The organism is Streptomyces sp. NPDC047886 (assembly GCF_043204435.1).
Lineage (GTDB): Bacteria > Actinomycetota > Actinomycetes > Streptomycetales > Streptomycetaceae > Streptomyces.
Genome location: NZ_JBIDCF010000002.1, coordinates 513216 through 526534, shown reverse-complemented (window position 1 = coordinate 526534; position 13319 = coordinate 513216). Strand labels below are relative to the sequence as shown.

At 72.6% G+C, this 13319-nt stretch carries 13 protein-coding genes and 2 pseudogenes; 6 read left to right on the top strand and 9 right to left on the bottom strand.

The window, feature by feature from the left end:
* The first annotated feature begins 4 nt into the window (after window positions 1-4).
* Complete coding sequence (locus ACGF5U_RS08065) at window positions 5-1528, top strand: glycoside hydrolase family 3 protein (protein WP_392711265.1); 1524 nt, start codon at window positions 5-7, stop codon at window positions 1526-1528.
* A gap of 61 nt (window positions 1529-1589) precedes the next feature.
* Here ACGF5U_RS08065 and nagB read toward each other — a convergent pair whose 3' ends face one another.
* Window positions 1590-2375, bottom strand: a complete 786-nt coding sequence (gene nagB / locus ACGF5U_RS08060) for a glucosamine-6-phosphate deaminase (protein WP_392711264.1) — start codon at window positions 2373-2375, stop codon at window positions 1590-1592.
* A gap of 340 nt (window positions 2376-2715) precedes the next feature.
* Between nagB and ACGF5U_RS08055 the strand changes: the two genes are divergently transcribed.
* On the top strand, window positions 2716-3762 hold the full coding sequence (locus tag ACGF5U_RS08055; RefSeq protein WP_392711263.1) for an SIS domain-containing protein: 1047 nt from the start codon (window positions 2716-2718) through the stop codon (window positions 3760-3762).
* A gap of 4 nt (window positions 3763-3766) precedes the next feature.
* On the opposite strand, the gene ACGF5U_RS08050 is transcribed toward ACGF5U_RS08055, so the two are convergent.
* Window positions 3767-4516 (bottom strand): SDR family oxidoreductase, encoded by a 750-nt coding sequence (locus ACGF5U_RS08050; RefSeq protein ID WP_392711261.1) that lies wholly within the window; start codon window positions 4514-4516, stop codon window positions 3767-3769.
* Window positions 4517-4593: 77 nt separating this feature from the next.
* Between ACGF5U_RS08050 and ACGF5U_RS08045 the strand changes: the two genes are divergently transcribed.
* A complete protein-coding gene (locus ACGF5U_RS08045) occupies window positions 4594-5184 on the top strand; it encodes a TetR/AcrR family transcriptional regulator (protein ID WP_392711259.1) in 591 nt (196 codons plus the stop codon).
* A 481-nt stretch (window positions 5185-5665) separates the two neighbouring features.
* Window positions 5666-7135 (top strand): sensor histidine kinase, encoded by a 1470-nt coding sequence (locus ACGF5U_RS08040; RefSeq protein ID WP_392711312.1) that lies wholly within the window; start codon window positions 5666-5668, stop codon window positions 7133-7135.
* A gap of 190 nt (window positions 7136-7325) precedes the next feature.
* Here ACGF5U_RS08040 and ACGF5U_RS08035 read toward each other — a convergent pair whose 3' ends face one another.
* Both ACGF5U_RS08035 and ACGF5U_RS08030 read right to left on the bottom strand, forming a co-directional pair.
* Entirely contained in the window at window positions 7326-7583 is a 258-nt protein-coding gene (locus tag ACGF5U_RS08035; RefSeq protein ID WP_003953983.1) for a WhiB family transcriptional regulator, read from the bottom strand.
* Window positions 7584-7900: 317 nt separating this feature from the next.
* The gene (locus ACGF5U_RS08030; RefSeq protein ID WP_392711257.1) at window positions 7901-8869 is read right to left on the bottom strand and encodes a diacylglycerol/lipid kinase family protein; all 969 of its coding nucleotides are present in this window, start codon (window positions 8867-8869) and stop codon (window positions 7901-7903) included.
* Between the two features lie 80 nt (window positions 8870-8949).
* Here ACGF5U_RS08030 and ACGF5U_RS08025 point away from each other — a divergent pair, with 80 nt between their 5' ends.
* Window positions 8950-9366, top strand: coding sequence for a hypothetical protein (locus tag ACGF5U_RS08025; RefSeq protein ID WP_392711255.1), 417 nt, complete (start codon window positions 8950-8952; stop codon window positions 9364-9366).
* A gap of 435 nt (window positions 9367-9801) precedes the next feature.
* Here ACGF5U_RS08025 and ACGF5U_RS08020 read toward each other — a convergent pair whose 3' ends face one another.
* The 4 genes and pseudogenes from ACGF5U_RS08020 to ACGF5U_RS08005 form a co-directional block, all read right to left on the bottom strand.
* Window positions 9802-10761 (bottom strand): RNA polymerase sigma factor SigF, encoded by a 960-nt coding sequence (locus ACGF5U_RS08020; RefSeq protein ID WP_392711254.1) that lies wholly within the window; start codon window positions 10759-10761, stop codon window positions 9802-9804.
* A complete protein-coding gene (locus ACGF5U_RS08015) occupies window positions 10758-11171 on the bottom strand; it encodes an anti-sigma regulatory factor (RefSeq protein ID WP_018845530.1) in 414 nt (137 codons plus the stop codon). Before ACGF5U_RS08015 ends, ACGF5U_RS08020 begins: the two co-directional genes overlap by 4 nt.
* A gap of 242 nt (window positions 11172-11413) precedes the next feature.
* Window positions 11414-11674, bottom strand: coding sequence for a UBP-type zinc finger domain-containing protein (locus tag ACGF5U_RS08010; protein WP_392711253.1), 261 nt, complete (start codon window positions 11672-11674; stop codon window positions 11414-11416).
* Between the two features lie 77 nt (window positions 11675-11751).
* Window positions 11752-11916: pseudogene (locus tag ACGF5U_RS08005) on the bottom strand (Na+/H+ antiporter); the annotation flags it as partial.
* 155 nt (window positions 11917-12071) lie between these two features.
* On the opposite strand from ACGF5U_RS08005, the pseudogene ACGF5U_RS08000 reads away from it, so the two are divergent.
* Window positions 12072-12299 (top strand): annotated as a pseudogene (locus ACGF5U_RS08000) (Na+/H+ antiporter); the annotation flags it as partial.
* Window positions 12300-12372: 73 nt separating this feature from the next.
* Here ACGF5U_RS08000 and ACGF5U_RS07995 read toward each other — a convergent pair.
* Complete coding sequence (locus ACGF5U_RS07995) at window positions 12373-13302, bottom strand: 1-aminocyclopropane-1-carboxylate deaminase/D-cysteine desulfhydrase (RefSeq protein WP_392711252.1); 930 nt, start codon at window positions 13300-13302, stop codon at window positions 12373-12375.
* Window positions 13303-13319: the final 17 nt, after the last annotated feature.

Sequence of the window (13319 nt, the reverse complement as noted above, 5' to 3'; positions counted from 1 at the left end):
CCCCATGACGACACTCGTACGCGGCTCGTCCGGCACCCTCACCCGCGACGCCCTCACCGTCCTCCAGCCCGGCTTCACCGGCACCAGCGCCCCCGACTGGCTGCTGCGCCGCATCGGCGAGGGGCTCTGCTCTGTCGGGCTGTTCGGCCGCAACATCGCCTCGCCCGAGCAGCTGGCCGCGCTCACCGCGCAGCTGCGGGCCGAGCACCCCGACGTCCTGGTCGCCATCGACGAGGAGGGCGGTGACGTCACCCGGCTGGAGGTCCGCACCGGCTCCTCCTTCCCCGGCAACCTCGCGCTCGGCTGGGTCGACGACACCGGCCTGACCCGCGCCGTCGCCCATGAACTGGGCCGCCGGCTCGCCGCCTGCGGCGTGGACTTCAACTGGGCGCCGTCCGCCGACGTCAACTCCGACCCGGACAACCCGGTGATCGGCGTACGGTCCTTCGGCGCCGACCCGGAGCTGACCGCGCGGCACACGGTGGCGTACATCGAGGGCCTGCAGTCCGCCGGTGTCGCCGCGTGTGTGAAGCACTTCCCCGGACATGGCGACACGAACGTGGACTCGCACCACGCGATGCCCCGAATCGATGTGGACCTGGACACACTGCACGCCCGTGAGCTGGTGCCTTTCCGCGCGGCCATCGCGGCGGGTTCCAAATCGGTGATGAGCGCGCATATCCTGCTGCCCGCGCTCGACCCCGTCTCCCCGGCGACCCTGAGCCCGCGGATCCTCACCGGTCTGCTGCGCCAGGAGCTGGGCTACGAGGGCCTGATCGTCACCGATGGCATGGAGATGCAGGCCATCGCGTCGACGTACGGCATCGAGCGCGGCTCCGTCCTCGCGATCGCGGCGGGCGCCGACGCCATCTGCGTCGGCGGCGGCCTGGCGGACGAGGAGACCGTACTGCGGCTGCGCGACGCGCTGGTCGAAGCGGTACGGACCGGCGAACTGCCCGAGGAGCGGCTGGCCGACGCGGCGGCGCGAGTGCGCGCCCTGGCGTCCTGGACCAGGTCGCACCGGGTCAGGGGGGCTGAGACGGAGCCGGGCGCGGCTGTGCAGGAGGGGACCGCGCCCGGCACCGACATCGGACTGGTGGCGGCCCGCCGCGCACTGAAGGTCACGGTGGGGGAGACGCCCTACGCCCCGATGACGAGCGCACCGCATGTCGCGGTCCTCGCTCCCGTCGCGAACATCGCCGTCGGCGACGAGACCCCCTGGGGTGTCGCCGCGGAGCTGGAGCGACTGCTGCCCGGCACCGGTACGGGCACCTACGACGCCGGCGCCGCCGCGGCCGATGTGCTGCGGGACGCCGGGGACCGCCGGATCGTCGCCGTGGTGCGCGACGCCCACCGTCACGCCTGGATGAGGGAGGCGCTCGACGGGCTGCTCGCGGCTCGGCCCGACACGGTCGTGGTCGAGATGGGGCTGAACCAGGCCCCGCCGCGTGGGGCGCTGCACATCGCGACGCACGGTGCGGCACGGGTCTGCGGCACGGCGGCGGCCGAGGTCGTCGCCGGGGCGTAGGCGCGCACGACGAAGGGGGCCGGGCGCTTCGGACAGCGCCCGGCCCCCTTCGCGTACCGTCCTACAGGCCCTGCCAGGCGGGCTTGTTCGCGTAGGTGTGGCGGAAGTAGTCGGCGAGCTTCAGCTTGGACGCGGCGGCCTCGTCCACGACCACCGTGGCGTGCGGGTGCAGCTGGAGCGCGGAGGCCGGGACGACGGCGGCGACCGGGCCCTCGACCGTCTGCGCCACGGCCTCGGCCTTGCCTTCGCCGGTGGCCAGGAGGACCAGGTGGCGGGCCTCCAGGATGGTGCCGATGCCCTGGGTGATGACGTGGTGGGGCACCTGGTCGATGTCGCCGTCGAAGAACCGCGCGTTGTCGACGCGGGTCTGGTGGGTGAGGGTCTTGATCCGGGTGCGCGAGGCGAGCGAGGAGCACGGCTCGTTGAAGCCGATGTGGCCGTCCGTCCCGATCCCGAGGATCTGCAGGTCCACACCGCCGGCGTCGGCCAGCGCCTGGTCGTACGCCTCGCAGGCCGCCTGTACGTCATCGGCCGAGCCGTCGGGGCCCAGGAACGCGTCGGCGCCCAGACCGAGCGGTTCCACGACCTGGCGGAGCACGGTGGAGCGGTACGACTCGGGGTGCCCGGCCGGCAGCCCGACGTACTCGTCCAGCTGGGCGATCCGGGCGCGCGACGCGTCGACGGCGCCCGCGCGGACCTTGGCGGTCAGCGCGTCGTAGATGGGCAGCGGAGTAGAGCCGGTGGCCACGCCGAGCAGAGCGTCGGGCTTGCGGCGCAGCAGGGCGGCGATGCCCTCCGCGATGAGTTCCCCGCCTGCCTTGGCGTCCTGGACGATGACAACTTCCACGCTGGGCCTGCCGATCTGAGGAGTGGTGGTCTCATGTGGTATAGACCAATCTAGCAGAGTCGGGCTCCCCCGGGGCGGGCACGCGCACGCACGCCCCCGGTCCCAGGGGCCCACCGGGCGGCCGGGCGGCCGGGGGCGGTCGGGTGGGTGAACGGCAGGGGGGCGGCCGGGGCCGACAGGCCAGCGGGGCGGCCGGGGCCGACAGGCCAGCAGGGCGGCCGGGGCGCCGGGTGAGCGGTCGGGCAGCGGGGCGGCCGGGGCGCCGGGTGAGCGGTCGGGCAGCGGGGCGGCCGGGTCCGTACGGATGGCGGGGCCACTCGATCCCTGGTCGACTGGGAGCATGACCGACGAGCCGGGCCGGATCATGTCCGGAGAGATGGCGGAGCAGCCCGCCGTGCTGCGGCGCGTCCTGGAGCAGGGCGCCCCCGTGATCCGCGCGGTCGCCGAGGCCGTCGCCGCCCGCAGGCCGCGCTTCGTCCTGCTCACCGCGCGCGGCACGTCCGACAACGCCGCGCTGTACGCCAAGTACCTGCTGGAGATCCGCGCCGGCCTGCCGTGCGGTCTCACCTCCATGTCGACCACGACCGCGTACGGGGCGAAGCCCGACCTCGCCGACGTCCTCGTCGTCACCGTCAGCCAGTCGGGCGGCTCCCCGGACCTCGTCGCCTCCACCCGGGCGGCCCGGGACGCCGGGGCGGTCACCGTCGCCGTGACCAACAACCCGGACTCGCCGCTCGCCGCCGTGTCCGAGCACCACGTCGACATCCTGGCGGGCCCCGAGAAGGCACTGCCGGCGACCAAGACGTACACCGCGTCCCTGCTGTCGCTCTATCTGTTCGTGGAGGGCCTGCGCGGCGGCGACGGCGCCGCGGCCCGTCCCGTGCCCGAGCTGGCGGAGCGGATCCTGGGGCGCCGCGACGAGGTCCGGACGCTCGCCGCCCGCTACCGCTTCGCCGAGCGGATGGTGATCACGTCCCGGGGCTACGGCTACCCCACCGCGAAGGAGGCGGCGCTGAAGCTGATGGAGACGAGCTACATCCCGGCGCTCTCGTACTCCGGCGCCGACCTGCTGCACGGCCCCCTCGCCATGGTCGACAACATCTCGCCCGTCATCGCGGTCGTCACCGAGGGCCGGGGCGGCACCGCGCTCCAGCCGGTCCTGGACCGGCTGCGCGGCCGGGGCGCCGACCTGTTCGTGGTCGGGCCCCGCGCCCAGGTGGAGGCGGCGTCGGCGGGTTTCGTGCTCCCCGTGGACGGCCTCCCCGAGGAACTCCAGCCGATCCTGGAGATCCTGCCGCTGCAACTGCTGGCGTACGAGATCACCATCGCCAGGGGCCAGGACCCGGACGCGCCGCGCGCCCTGGCCAAGGTGACGGAGACCCGGTAGCCCGCTACTGGAGCGAACCGCCCGTCGCGTCGATCCAGTGGCCGGTCACCCAGCGGCCGTCGTCCGAGGCGAGGAACGCCACGACGCCCGCGATGTCAGAGGTCGTACCGACCCGGCCGAGGGCCGACAGGGCCGCGGCCCCCGTCCAGGCCTCCTCGCTGTCGTGGAGCCAGGCGTTCATCTCGGTGTCGATGATGCCGGGGGCCACCGCGTTCACGGTGATGCCCCGGGGGCCGACGACCTTGGACAGGTAGCGGGTGAAGACGTCGAGCGCGCTCTTGCTCATCGCGTACGCGATCAGCTCGGGCATCACCGCCGCGTGCGACAGGCCGGTGGAGATGTTGATGATCCGGCCGCCGTCGCGCATGCGCTCCGCGCCGAGCTGGGTCAGGAAGAACGGCGCCTTCGTGTTGACGGCGAAGATCCGGTCGTAGGCGGCCTCGTCGACTTCGGCGAAGTGCGGGGTGCCCGCGATGCCGGCGTTGTTGACCAGGATGTCGAGCCCGTCGGCGTGCCGGTCGAACTCCGCCCACAGGGCCGCCGCGTCGCCGGGTACGCCGAGCTCCTGGCCGATCGCGAAGGCGGAGCCGCCCTCGGCCTCGATCGCCATGACGGTCTCCTTGGCGGCGGTCTCGTTGCTGCCGTAGTGCACGGCGACCCGTGCGCCCTCGCGGCCCAGCCGCTCGGCGATGCCCCGTCCGATGCCCCGGCTTCCGCCGGTGACCAGTGCCGTCCTGCCCGTGAGCGTGCCCATGGCGACGCCCCTTTCTGTAGCGGTCGTTACAGAAGTGACCGTACCAGATTCTCTAGTGGTCGCTATAAAATGTGGGCATGGCGACGAGACAGCGCGGCAGGCCCCGCTCCTTCGACCGCGAGGCGGCCCTGGAAAGCGCCACCGCGGCGTTCTGGGAGCACGGTTACGAAACGACGTCGGTGGCCGATCTGACACGGGCGATGGGGATCGGCGCCCCGAGCATGTACGCCGCCTTCGGCGACAAGCGCGCCCTCTTCGAGGAGGTCGTGAGCCGGTACGTGGAGACGTACGGCGCCTTCTCGCGCCGCGCCCTCGACGAGGAGCCCACCGCCCGCGAGGGCGTCGCCCGGATGCTGCGGGAGGCGGCGGGGGAGTACACCGACCCGGCGCACCCGCGCGGCTGTCTGGTGATCTCGGCGGCGCTCAACTGCGCGACCCCGGACGTGGTGGCCTCGCTACGGGACAGGCGCAACGCCACTCTGGCCGTCATCGAGGCCCGGGTCGCCGCCGATGCCGCCGCCGGCCTGCTTCCGGCCGGTGCCGACACCAGGGCCCTGGCCCGGTTCGCCGGCGCCGTCCTTCAGGGCATGTCCCAGCAGGCCCGCGACGGTGCGACGAGGGAGGAGCTGGAGGCGGTGGCGGACGCCGCGATGCGCGCGTGGCCCTGAGCGGGCGTGCGGCCTTGAGCGTGCGCGGGGCCGCGAGGGGCGTGCGGCCCTGGGGGGGCGCAGGGCCCTCCGGGCCCGTGTGGTTCCGGCGGGCCGAAAACACCTGCGGGCCGACGGGTCCCGCAAACACCCGCGGGCCGACGGGGCCCCGAAAACACCCGCGGGCCGCGGCGCCGCGACGGGACCCTCAACCCGTCCGGCACCGCAGCCCGGAGTTGCAACGGCCGTCGGGTGTGCGGTCCCACGGCCGTGATGAGGCCCGACGCAGTCAGGGCAGAGAGCGTCGGTGCCTCGGTCCCACCCTCCTGTGCGGGGAGGGTGGAAGTCTGTCAGTGCTTTACCACGCCATTGTGGACTAGACCATTCTGGTCTGTCCATCCATGTGAGTGGGCGAATTCCTGGTCCATCCTCCACCACGAACGGGTAAAGCACCAGGTTCAACCGCACACGGACGCACGGGTACGCTCGCAACGTGCCCTCCATGAACGACCTCGTACGCCAGCACACCGCTCTGAGTGAGTCCGACCTCGAGTGGCTCCACCTGCTGGTCTCGGAGTGGCAGCTGCTCTCCGACCTCTCCTTCGCCGACCTCGTCCTGTGGGTGCCCACCCTCGACGGCACGCGCTACGTCTCCGTCGCGCAGATGCGCCCCAACACCGGCCCCACCTCCTACCAGGACGACATGGTCGGCCACCTCGTGCCGCGAGGCCGCCGCCCGCTGCTCGACGCCGCCCTGGACGAGGGCCGGATCGTGCGCGAGGGCGATCCCGAGTGGCGTGAGGAGGTCCCCGTACGGGTCGAGTCCATCCCCGTGCGCCGCGAGGGCCGGGTCCTCGGCGTCATCGCCCGCAACACCAACCTGCTCACCGTCCGAACCCCCTCCCGGCTGGAGCTCACCTACCTCCAGTCCGCCTCCGACCTGGCCCAGATGATCGCCGCGGGCACCTTCCCGTTCCCCGGCCAGCAGGTCGACATGGACGCGTCGCCGCGCGCCGGCGACGGCCTGATCAGGCTCGACGCCGACGGCGTCGTCCAGTACGCCTCGCCGAACGCCCTCTCCGCGTACCACAGGCTCGGGCTCTCCGCCGACCTCGTCGGCCAGCACCTCGGCCAGATCACCGCCGACCTCGCCCCGTCCAGGGGGCCCGTGGACGAGGCCATCGTCAAGCTCGCCAGCGGGTACGCGCCACGCGAGACGGAGGTCGAGGGCAACGGCGGCGTCATCCAGCTGCGCGCCATCCCGCTCAAGCCGAAGGGCCCCCGGATCGGTTCGCTCGTACTGCTGCGTGACGTCACCGAACTGCGCCGCCGCGAACGCGAGTTGATCACCAAGGACGCCACGATCCGGGAGATCCACCACCGGGTGAAGAACAACCTCCAGACGGTCGCCGCCCTGCTGCGGCTGCAGGCCCGCCGGATGGATTCGGACCGCGGCCGGGAGGCGCTGAACGAGGCGGTGCGGCGCGTCGGCTCGATCGCCATCGTGCACGAGACGCTCTCGCAGAACCTGGACGAGCGCGTCGAGTTCGACGAGATCGCCGACCGGGTGATCTCGATGGTGGCGGAGATCTCGCCCGGCAGGGTCACCTGCCGTCGCCACGGCAGGTTCGGCATCCTCGACGCCGAGGTCGCGACCCCGCTGTCGATGGTCCTGACCGAGATCCTGCAGAACGCCCTGGAACACGCCTTCGCCCCAGGCGAGCTGGGTACCGTCGAGGTCACCGCGGTCCGTGGCGACTCCCGTGTGGTCGACGCCCGGCTGCTGATCACCGTTCAGGACGACGGCCGCGGCCTGCCCGAGGGGTTCGACCCGCAGCGGGCCGGCAACCTCGGCCTGCAGATCGTACGGACGCTGGTGGAGGGCGAGTTGGGCGGTACGTTCGACATGCAGCCGGCCCCCGGGCGCGGCACCCGCGTGGTGCTGGACATCCCGGTACGCCCCCAGAAATAGCGCCCCGGGCGGGGGCGCCCCCAGCGGCCCCCGGAAGCAGCGCCGCCGGACGCCGGCGAGACGGTCGCGCTGCCGACGAGGCGGCGCCGCGCACAGCAGCGAGCCCCGGACCGTAGGGAAACGGTCCGGGGCTCGAACGCTGTGGGTTCTACTGCTGCGCGCTGCTACTCGGGAGGCGCGGTGGCGTTGCTCAGGCGCTGGCGTTGCGCGCCCGGTTGCGAGCGGCGCGGCGCTTCATCGCGCGACGCTCGTCCTCGCTGAGGCCACCCCAGACGCCGGAGTCCTGACCGGACTCGAGCGCCCACTGCAGGCACTGCTCCATCACGGGGCAGCGACGGCAGACAGCCTTGGCTTCCTCGATCTGCAGCAGCGCAGGACCAGTGTTGCCGATGGGGAAGAACAGCTCGGGGTCTTCCTCACGACAAACGGCGTTGTGACGCCAGTCCATGGCTGCTACCTCTCCTTGGTGTTGCATGCAAGTTGCTTGTGAATGTGAACGCTTTCACGAATCCCCCCACAAGTGAAGGCCCGACGGCCAGATGCACTGGTGTGGTCCTGGAATGAGGAGGGATTCTGGCTCTCGCTGGAGGCCGGTTCTGCGGGCCGTCCCGATCGCCATGTAGAGACTCGCAAACCTCGGCGACGGATACAACCCCTTCCGGAAAGTTTTTTTTGATTCCTCGGTGTCGGCTAGGTCACAGCCGTACTTCTATGGGGTGGACCCCAGCCCATACGTTCGAGATAAAGGACCAAGGGCCCTTCCACTCACACAATCACACCCAGTGCACGGCGAACGCCTGTGAACGTCACGCTCGTACGCAGCCCCAGGTGGTCGCCGTCCATCTGGAAGGGGAGGGGCACCTTCGAATGCAAGGTGAAGTCCTCCAGATCGTGCAACGAGACCGCGTGCTTGCCGTGCGGTCCGCGCTCCGGGCTCGATGTCAGCAGCTGGGTCGCGTACCGCGCGACCGAGGGCGTCGAGAGCCGGCTCAGAGCGAGCAGGTCGAGCGCGGTGTCGAAGGACGCCTCCGGCGACGCGTACACCGGACGGTTCCCCAGATACGTCCAGGGAGCCGTGTTGCAGATTATCGACAGGACGAGATCGTGGACCGGGTCGTGCCCCGGGCGCTCCAGCGTGATCATGCCGTGCCGGCGGTGCGGCTCCTCCAGGAGCTGACGGACGACCTGCCGCAGATACAGCGCGTGCGTCGATCTCTTGCCGCGCTCCCGCTGCTGCTCGACCCGCCCGATGACGCCGGCGTCGAATCCGAAACCCGCGCAGAACGTGAACCAGCGGGCCGGCACCGCCTCGTCCTCGGTGCCGGGCGTCCCGCCCGCGAGTCCCAGGCCGACGGTCCGCACACTGCTCCGGCTCAGCGCGTCCAGGATCGCCCCGGTGGCCTCGACGGCGTCGTTCGGCAGACCGAGGGCGCGGGCGAAGACGTTCGTCGAGCCGCCCGGCACCACCGCGAGCCGGGGCAGCCGGTCCGGATCGGGCCCGTGGTGCAGCAGCCCGTTGACGACCTCGTTGACGGTGCCGTCCCCGCCGAGGGCCACGACCAGGTCGATGTCGTCGGAGTCGGCGGCCCGCCGCCCGACGTCCCGCGCGTGCCCCCGGTACTCCGTGGTCACCACGTCGAGCTTCATCTCGCTGGCCAGCGCGTGGATCAGTACGTCACGCGTGCGGGCACTCGTGGTGGTGGCTGCCGGGTTGACCACGAGAAGTGCGCGCATGCCCGCCAGGTTACCTACCGCGCGGTACCCCGCCCAGGGCAGGCCCGTCCGGTCGGAGGCCCTGCGGCTACCCTGCTGGGGTGAGCAGCACCGACCAGAACCCCACGTCCACGCCCCGCCCCGCCCGTGTGACGGCCGCGGCCGCCGTCGCAGGTGTGGAGGCGCTGGCCCTGTTCGCCGGCGGCGTCTACGTCATGGTGAGTACCCTCACGGGCAACCCCGACGACGCCACCCAGGCCGTGACGGGCGGCGTCACGCTCCTCGCGCTCGGCCTGATCCCGCTGATCGCCGCCCGAGGGCTGCTGCGCTGCCGCAGCTGGAGCCGGGGCCCGGCCATCATCACCCACATCATGGCGCTGCCGGTCGCCTGGACGCTGCTCAACGCGAAGACGGCGGCGATCCCGGCGGGCATCGCGCTGGCGGTCACGGCGGTCACGGGCCTGGCCCTGCTGCTCCACCCCGCCACCACGAAGGCCCTGGGCATCCACCGCGGCTGACCCCGCCATGGCCCCCGGCTGCCCCCTCGCCACCGCCCTGGCAAGCCCTCGCCACGGCCCCGGCTGGACCCGGCCACGGCCCCGGCTGGACCCGCCACGGGCCCCGCCGAGCCTCGCCACGGCTCTGCCTGACCTCTCGCCGTGGCCCTGGTAAACCGTCGCCACCGCCCTGGCGGAGTGCCGCGCCCCCGGCAGAGTGCCCGTCCCAGGGGAGTGCCCGCCCGAGGGGAGTGCCCGCCGGAGGGGAGTGCCCGCCGGAGGGGAGTGCCCGCCCGAAGGGAGTGCCCCCGTGCCCCCGGGCGGAGTGCCTGCCCAGAGAGTGCCCCCATGCCCCGGGCGGAGTGCCCGTCCCAGGGGAGTGCCCCCGTGCCCCGGCGGAACTCCCCGCGCCCCGGGGAGTGAGCCCCGCGGCCGCGCGCCCGGGAAGCGCGCCGCCTACTCCTCGACCAGGAGCTTCTCGCGGAGCTGCGCCAGCGTGCGGGCCAGCAGCCGCGAGACGTGCATCTGCGAGATGCCGACCTCCTGCGCGATCTGCGACTGGGTCATGTTGCCGAAGAACCGCAGCAGCAGGATCCGCTTCTCTCGCGGCGGCAGGTCCTCCAGCAGCGGCTTCAGCGACTCCCGGTACTCGACGCCCTCCAGCGCCTCGTCCTCCGCGCCCAGCGTGTCGGCCACCGCGGGGGACTCGTCGTCCGTGTCCGGGACGTCCAGCGAGAGCGTCGAGTACGCGTTGGCGGACTCCAGCCCCTCCAGGACCTCCTCCTCCGAGATGCCGAGCCGCTCCGCCAGCTCGTGCACGGTCGGTGACCGGCCGTGCTGCTGGGAGAGCTCCGCGGTCGCGGTGGTCAGCGACAGCCGCAGCTCCTGGAGGCGGCGCGGTACCCGCACCGCCCACCCCTTGTCGCGGAAGTGCCGCTTGATCTCGCCCACCACGGTGGGCGTCGCGTACGTCGAGAACTCGACACCGCGCTCGGGGTCGAAGCGGTCCACGGACTTGATGAGACCGATCGTGGCGACCTGCGTCAGGTCGTCCAGCGGCTCACCCCGGTTGCGGAACCGGCGCGCCAGGTGCTCGACGAGCGGCAGATGCATCCGTACCAGCTGGTTGCGGAGCTCCGCCCGCTCGGGTGAGCCGTCGGGCAGCTCGCGCAGGGTGATGAACATCGCCCGCGCGCCGCTGCGGTCCTGCGGATCGTGCTGGTGCTGGTGCCTGTTCTGCTCGTGTTCGCTCATCTGGGCCGCCCGCTCTGCCTGCGCCTGCTCCGACGTCTCCACCAGACCGTCCACCGGGTGCGGCCGCGCCTGCTGTTCCGGGATGCCCGGGATGCCATCCGCCGCGCTCAGCGCCCGTGGGCCGCGCTCCTCGTTCCGCACCGGACCGTCCCCGTCCCTCACGCCGGCCCGGGTCCCGCGCCGCGCTGTTTGTACAGGCTGATCGAGACCGTCCGGTCGTCGGCGACGGACGAGTCCACCTTGCCCGCCAGGGCGGACAGCACCGTCCAGGCGAAGGTGTCGCGCTCCGGAGCGCGGCCGTCGGTCGTGGGCGCCGAGACCGTGACCTCAAGCGAGTCGTCGACGAGCCGGAACACACAGCTGAGCACCGAGCCTGGCACGGCTTGCTGCAACAGGATCGCGCAGGCCTCGTCGACCGCGATGCGCAGGTCCTCGATCTCGTCGAGGGTGAAGTCCAAACGCGCCGCCAGGCCGGCCGTGGCCGTACGCAGCACGGACAGGTAGGCACCCGCAGCGGGCAGCCGGACTTCCACGAAGTCCTGGGTCCCGGGCTCGCCTGCGATCTGGGACACCCTCACCTCCAAGGTGGCACAAGCTCTTTCGGGGCCCGGGGAAGGGAGATCCGACCCCGGAGCCGTGCGGTACGCAGGTATGCGTAGTCCGCGGTGACGCTATCGCGATCCATGGTGCCGTGTCGCCGGGACCCCCGCCCCGACGGCTGTCACTCATGGTAAGCACATGAGTACGCACAGTGGCTAGAGGGTTGCGCCCCCCAAATCGCGAGAAACCAGCGGAGGGTTGACGTACCCAGGCGTCAGACGATCGAACCGTCGACGAAGCACCAACGCCATCTCTCACCCGGCTCGAAACTGCGCACCACCGGATGCCCGGTCTCCTGGTGGTGGCGGGTGGCGTGCCGCCCCGGCGACGAGTCGCAGCAGCCGACGTGCCCGCAGTACAGGCACAGCCGCAACTGCACCGGGTCCGTACCGGCGGTCACGCATGCGGGACAGCTCGCCGTCGACGGGGCGGGCTCCGGCCGTGGCGGTTCGGCGACGTGCGAGCACTCACTCATGATGGCCAGGTTACGTGCGTGACGGACGGTGACGGCTGGTGGCAGCTGGGAAGGCCGCGAAGGGCTGGGACGGCCGGGACGGCGGGGAGCAGCGGGTCGAGCGTGTAGTCGGGGACGCCCGGTATGTACGAGGCGGCCAGTCCGGCCGCGACCAGCAGCAGCGGCGCGGGGACGGGTGTCCTGCGGGCCGCTCCGGCGATCGCGGCGCTCACCGCGACCAGCGCCACCAAGGGCACGTCCATGGATCCTCTCCCCGCCGCATCGTGCTGCCGCTGCTGCTGCCGCCGCTCCTGCACACGGCGGCCGTCGACTCCTCGTACCTCGACCTGCGGGCCAACGCGCGGCCGGTCGCGCTGCTGTCGGTCGGGTACGTCCTGTTCGCCACGGTCGCCGTCGGCGGCGCCGCAACGCCGTGCGGGAGCGGCTCGGCGCGCCCAACCCCCTCACCGGGGAGTCCGCGGACGACACCTGCCGGCGGCTCGCCCGGGAGATGATCGCCGCCGAGCGCGACGTGTTCGTGCGGCTGCGGGACGAGCGGCGCATCGACGACGAGATGCTGCGCACGCTGCTGCGCCGGCTGGACCTGGAGGAGGCGGCCGCCCACCGCGAACGAACCCCGGACTGACCGGGCGGGCGGTCGGCCTTTGGGGGACGGCCGGCTCGGGCGGGCGGGCGGCCCTGTGGGATGGCCGTGTCGGTCAGACGACGCCCGGCCCGGACGCCGGTTCCGGGCGGCCCGTGACGACGGCGGCGACGACCGTGCCAGGCGGGAACGCGCCCTCCTCCGCCAAGGCGACAAGCCCGTACAGCATTTTGGCGACATATATGCGCTCGATGGCGAGTTCATGCCGCGCCGTGAAGTCGTCGGCGAAGGCGTCGAGCACGGCGTCCGTACGGGCGTAGCCGCCGAAGTGGAACCGCTCGTCCAGGCTCCAGTCACCCGACGGACCTCCGAAGGCACGCTCCTGGAGCGCCCGTATCTCCTCGCCCAGGAACCCGCCCCTGAGGACCGGGATGCCGAGCGCCCGCTGCCCCGCGCCGAGCCCCGCCGCCAGACCGGCGAGCGTGCCGCCCGTGCCGCAGGCCACCGCCACCACGTCCGCCCGGCCGCGCAACTCCCGGCCCAGCTCCGTACAGCCGCGTACGGCGAGCTCGTTGCTGCCGCCCTCCGGGACGACGAACGAGCCCTCAGGGGCGTCGCGCAGCAGCCGCTCCAGCACCTCCGGCTCGCCCTTCGCGCGGTACGTCGCCCGGTCCACGAACACCAGCCGCATACCGTCCGCCGCGCACCGCGCCAGCGACGGGTTCAGCGGTCGGCCGGCCAGCTCGTCCCCGCGTACGACACCGGTCGTCGGGAACCCGAGCAGCCGCCCCGCCGCGGCCGTGGCCCGCAGGTGGTTGGAGTAGGCACCGCCGAACGTCAGCACCGGCCGCCCGGCCGCCTCGGCCAGGTTCGGGGCGAGCTTGCGCCACTTGTTGCCCGGCAGGTCCGGGTGGATCAGGTCGTCCCGCTTGAGCAGCAGCCGGATGCCGCGCCGCGTGAACCGCTCGTCCGGCACGGGCTCCAGCGGCGAGGGCAGCCGGGGCCGGAGGGCCGAGGCGAGGCGGGCGAGGTCGAGCGGCTTCACCCCGCCATTGTCGCGTG